Here is a 4,343-nt window from a genome sequence, read left to right on the forward strand (position 1 = left end):
AGGGGGAGTGATGGTTGGGCTTCGCGTCGGGAGCGCGGCACCAGGCCTCCAGCGCCCTGAAGGCCGCTTGGAACGCCCGTCGCGGCTGTTCTCGCGCGCGGTGTGGGGCTACGCGCTCCTGACCGGGCTGGTGGTCGCGTTCGCGACGCTACTCAGTCCCGGGCCCGCGCTGATCGCGGGGATGTTCGTGACCCTCGCCGCCGAGGTGGCCCTCGCGGTGGCCTGCCTGTGGAGCGCGCGGCGCGCCCGTGCCGGCGACCGGCGATGGCGATGGCTCATTGGCGTGCTGGCGATCGCCATGGCAGGAACCAACCTCATCACCACAGCGACGTTACTCAGCGGCGGCTCGCTCGCTGCCCGCAACTCGTCGGCGTATCTATTCCTTGACGTGTTCTACGGGCTCGCTCTGGCGGSCCTGCTCTGCCTGCCCACCTACCCCGTCGAGAGCAGAGGTGGCCGCAGCCGTGGTCCGCGTCGCTGGCACGCGATCATCATCCTGGACTGTGCGCTGATCGTCGGCTCCGTCGTCCTCATGGAGTGGGGGACGATGCTGCGCACGATCGCCGACGCGCACTCGCCGAGCGGCACGGTGGTGGTGTTTTCCCTGATCCAGCAGGTGGCGTCACTGATACTCGCGGTGGCCGTCCTGCTGATCGCGAGCTTCCGCCGCCCGACGTCCCCGTCCACGCTGGCCTTGCTCGGGGCGGGCCTGTTGATCTACGGGCTCACCACCAGCACCTTCGTCTACCGTCAGGCCCAGGGCCACCAGGACCTCCCTGCCTGGAGCCTGATCCCCTTCACCGCATCGATCCTGCTGATGGCGCTCGCCGCGCTCGTGCCTGATCGCTACACGGTGGACCCGGAGGACCCGCCACCGCGGCGCCCGCGGGCCATGTGGGCGCACGCCGTGCTGCCCTATGTGGTACTCGCGTCCGCAGGCCTGTTGATCTTCGGCAGGCTGGCGGCCGGCGCGCCACTCGACCGGGTCGAGACCTACGGCATGGTCCTGTTGCTGGTGCTCGCGCTCACGCGACAGATGTTCACCATCGCCGAGAACACCCGCCTGCTAGCCACAGTTCAGGAGCGGGAGAGCCAGCTGCACTACCAGGCGTTTCACGACTCGCTGACCGGTCTGGCGAACCGGGCCCTGTTCACCCGGCGGCTGCAGCAGGCAATCAACCAGACGGCCGGCACCGACCGCGGGCCCACCGGCCCGTCGAACCCCATCACCGTCCTGTTCGTGGATCTCGACCACTTCAAACGGGTCAACGACACACTCGGCCACGCCGCAGGTGACGAGCTCCTGAGGATCAGCGCGGCGCGGCTACGGGAAGGAATCCGCGCCAGCGACACGGTCGCCCGCCTGGGCGGCGACGAGTTCGCCGTCATCCTCGACGGCGCCGGCTCCGAAGACCCGTACCGCGTCGCCGAACGCCTCGCGACCCGTATGCAGGCACCCTGCCAGCTCGCCGGCCGGACCTACACCCCCCACGCCAGCCTCGGACTGGTCACCCTCGACCGCGACCAGCGGCCAACCAGCCCCGACGCGCTGCTTCACCAGGCCGACCTGGCGATGTACGCGGCGAAACGCGGACGAGCGGGCAGACTTGTCGCCTACCACCCCGACCTGGTGCAGGGATTCTCAAGGCCGGAGTAGATCGCGGCGGAGGTCTGTGCCGTCGTGAGGTGCTCGTGATTCAGTCGTCCGGTCCGCTGACATGCGGTGTGGGCGGGGGCGTTGCTGGCCTGGTCTGGAAGCTGACGTTCCGGTCGTCGCGTTCCGGCTCGCCGACCATGGTCGCCTCCCATCGGTAGCGCTTGCCCATGGCCAGTGTCAGGGGCGGTACGGTGATCGCTAGTGGGATCTGCAAGGGGAGCCCTCGGTCAGGCCCGGGGGGTCGACCCACCTCCATGACCGCTTCGATCTGCACCGTCTGAGGCCCGGTCGGCCCCGGCTGCATGACGGGCTCGTCGTCCTGATCATGTAGCTCGAGGCGCAGCGTGAACGGCGAGTTCGCCCTGTCCCAGGGCACCTCGATCCTGATGCCGAGGGCGGACGGGGCAGGCAGCGGTCCGATGAGGTTCCARCCGCCACCGATGACGTTCAGCTTGCCCTCCGCGACCTGGGCGGCATCGCAGAGGATCATGGTGAGCTTCACAGAGTTGCTCCTGATCCCACTCGTGCGGCGGGCACAAGGCGGCCCATCAGCAAGGGCCGGCTCTGCTCGTCGCGTTCGCGCTGCTACGCCTGGAGGGCGATCGTGGGAGCTGCGCCTCCGCGGGCGGGTGGCCCGACCGTGCTGCGACGTCCGCTGGCCGGTCACACCCTCGGTCACGTCGACAGGTGGAACCGACTCCCAGCTACACAGGCGGTGTCCGTCGAGGTTCGAGAAATTTCGCCTGGAGATCTCCCCGCCGGCCGGCGGGACCGTCGTGCGGCCCGGGTGGGCTCAGGCCTGCCTGCCGTCGTCCGGGCTGCGGGTAACCGAGGCGGGCTGTGGCGGCCGGGAGGATGGGCCTGGTAGTGGTACAAGCTGGCAGGAAGATAACGTTTGTGAGGGTGGCGCGGTGGCAGGAGGCTGCCCGCTGGGTGAGGGGCGGGGGCCGTGACCGAGCCGGACAGGACAGACGAGTCGACCGAGGTGTCCAGGCGGAGTTCCCTGCACGGCTCCGTCATCTCAAGGAGTGCGCCGCCTGTTGACCTGCACGTAGATGTCGCGCACACCGCGAGGATGTACGACTACTTCCTCGGAGGCAAGACCAACTATCCGGCCGACCGGGAGGCGGCGCAGGAGATCCTCTCCATCTATCCGAACGCGCCGGTGACCTCCCGGGCGAATCGGGCGTTCATGACCCGCGTCGCGCACCACCTCGCCGCCAAGCGCGGGGTACGGCAGTTTCTGGATATCGGTACCGGAATTCCCACCTCGCCGAACCTGCATGAGGTCGTCCAGGCTGTCACGCCGGAGGCTAGGGTTGTATACGTCGACGACGACCCGATCGTGCTCACACACGCCAGAGCCCTCCTGACCAGCGATCCGGCGGGTCGGACTGTCTATATCGACGCCGATCTTCGCGATCCGGCGGCGATTCTGGTATCCGATCTTCTCCAGTCCACCCTGGATCTCACCGAGCCCGTCGCTCTCTCGCTCATCGCGATTCTGCACTTCATTCCCGACGATACCGAGGCCTTCGACATCGTATGTTCCCTGATGGAGCGGCTGCCGGCGGGCAGCTACCTGACCATCACACACATCGCCAACGATCTTGACCCCGCCTTGGACACCGTCGCGGCGGCGTACCAGCAGCGCGGCATCCCGATGGTCGCCCGCGATCACCACCAGATCACCCGTCTGTTCGCCGGACACGATCTCCTTGAGCCCGGCGTGGTCGCCCTCGACCGTTGGCATCCCGACCTGGCGCCGCCGTCGGACACGGTGATCGGCGGCTATGGCGGCGTCGCCCGCAAACCCTGATCCCGACCACCCAACCGCCGCGCCCCAGCAGCGCGGCCGGTCGCCGTAGAGCGTGGGACGGCGACCGTGAGCGACACATTCCGGGTCGGCGTTGAACACATCGCAGAGYAGGATTTCCCGCCTGGCCATCCRCCGCGCCTACTGCCTGGTACCTCGTGTGGGCGACTGGTCACCGCCTGGTTGGTCGCGGCGTTGCCTGACGCGATGCGTCAGGCCGGGACTGGAACGGCGCTGTCGCGGTCTCGGAGCTGTCCCATGCGGCGCCGGCCTGGTCGGGGGRCCCGCCAACCGGCGACTGTGTCCAGTCGAGGTCCGGCACGTCTCGGCGCCGGCTGGATCCGCGGCGGGCGCTCGGTTGTGGTGTGTGCAGGTGGAGAAGCGCGGGCAGCAAAGTTGCCCGCAGCACGAACGCGTCGATGGCGACACCGGCGGCGAGGCCGCATCCGATGACCTTCATCATGCGTGCCGGCTGTGCGGCGACCGCAGCGAAGAGGAACAGCATCACGAGGTTCATGGTGAGCATGACGTGGCCGACGTCGGCGTGGCCGAGCCGGACGGGGCCGGTCGCGTCGCGGCGGTGACGGGCTTGTCCGCCACGGTTGGGGCCGGGGGGCTGGGTGAGTCGGTCGAGCAGGCTGAGGTTCAGGCCCGGGAGCAGGCCGAACACGGCGACCAGGACGATGACCAGCAGTGAGGGTTCGACCGGCCCGGTCGCCAGTCCCAGGGTCCGGGTGACGAGGTTGGTCTGGAACAGCAGGGCGAGGACGCCAGCAGCGGCGAGAATCGCGAGGGCGCTGGTGAGTGCCAGGGCGGCCGCGATCGTCGCCGATCGCAGCATGAGGAGCCCGCATCCGAGCACCGTGAGGA

The 4,343-nt window shown here is 68.9% G+C and carries 4 protein-coding genes; 2 read left to right on the forward strand and 2 right to left on the reverse strand.

From position 1 onward, the window contains the following. Positions 1–10: 10 nt before the first annotated feature. Positions 11–1,657: a GGDEF domain-containing protein gene (locus tag BCD49_RS08080; protein ID WP_071041338.1), complete on the forward strand. Its 1,647-nt coding sequence runs from the start codon at positions 11–13 to the stop codon at positions 1,655–1,657. 40 nt (positions 1,658–1,697) lie between these two features. Here BCD49_RS08080 and BCD49_RS08085 read toward each other — a convergent pair whose 3' ends face one another. Next, positions 1,698–2,159, reverse strand: a complete 462-nt coding sequence (locus BCD49_RS08085) for a DUF6941 family protein (RefSeq protein ID WP_007507401.1) — start codon at positions 2,157–2,159, stop codon at positions 1,698–1,700. Between the two features lie 447 nt (positions 2,160–2,606). On the opposite strand from BCD49_RS08085, the gene BCD49_RS08090 reads away from it, so the two are divergent. Next, positions 2,607–3,476, forward strand: a complete 870-nt coding sequence (locus tag BCD49_RS08090; protein WP_007507402.1) for an SAM-dependent methyltransferase — start codon at positions 2,607–2,609, stop codon at positions 3,474–3,476. A gap of 169 nt (positions 3,477–3,645) precedes the next feature. Here BCD49_RS08090 and BCD49_RS08095 read toward each other — a convergent pair. After that, positions 3,646–4,343 (reverse strand): MMPL family transporter (locus BCD49_RS08095; protein ID WP_158072936.1); only part of this gene is annotated, 698 nt, incomplete at its 5' end.

Origin of the sequence: Pseudofrankia sp. EUN1h, assembly GCF_001854645.1 — a bacterium.
Classification (GTDB): domain Bacteria; phylum Actinomycetota; class Actinomycetes; order Frankiales; family Frankiaceae; genus Pseudofrankia; species Pseudofrankia saprophytica.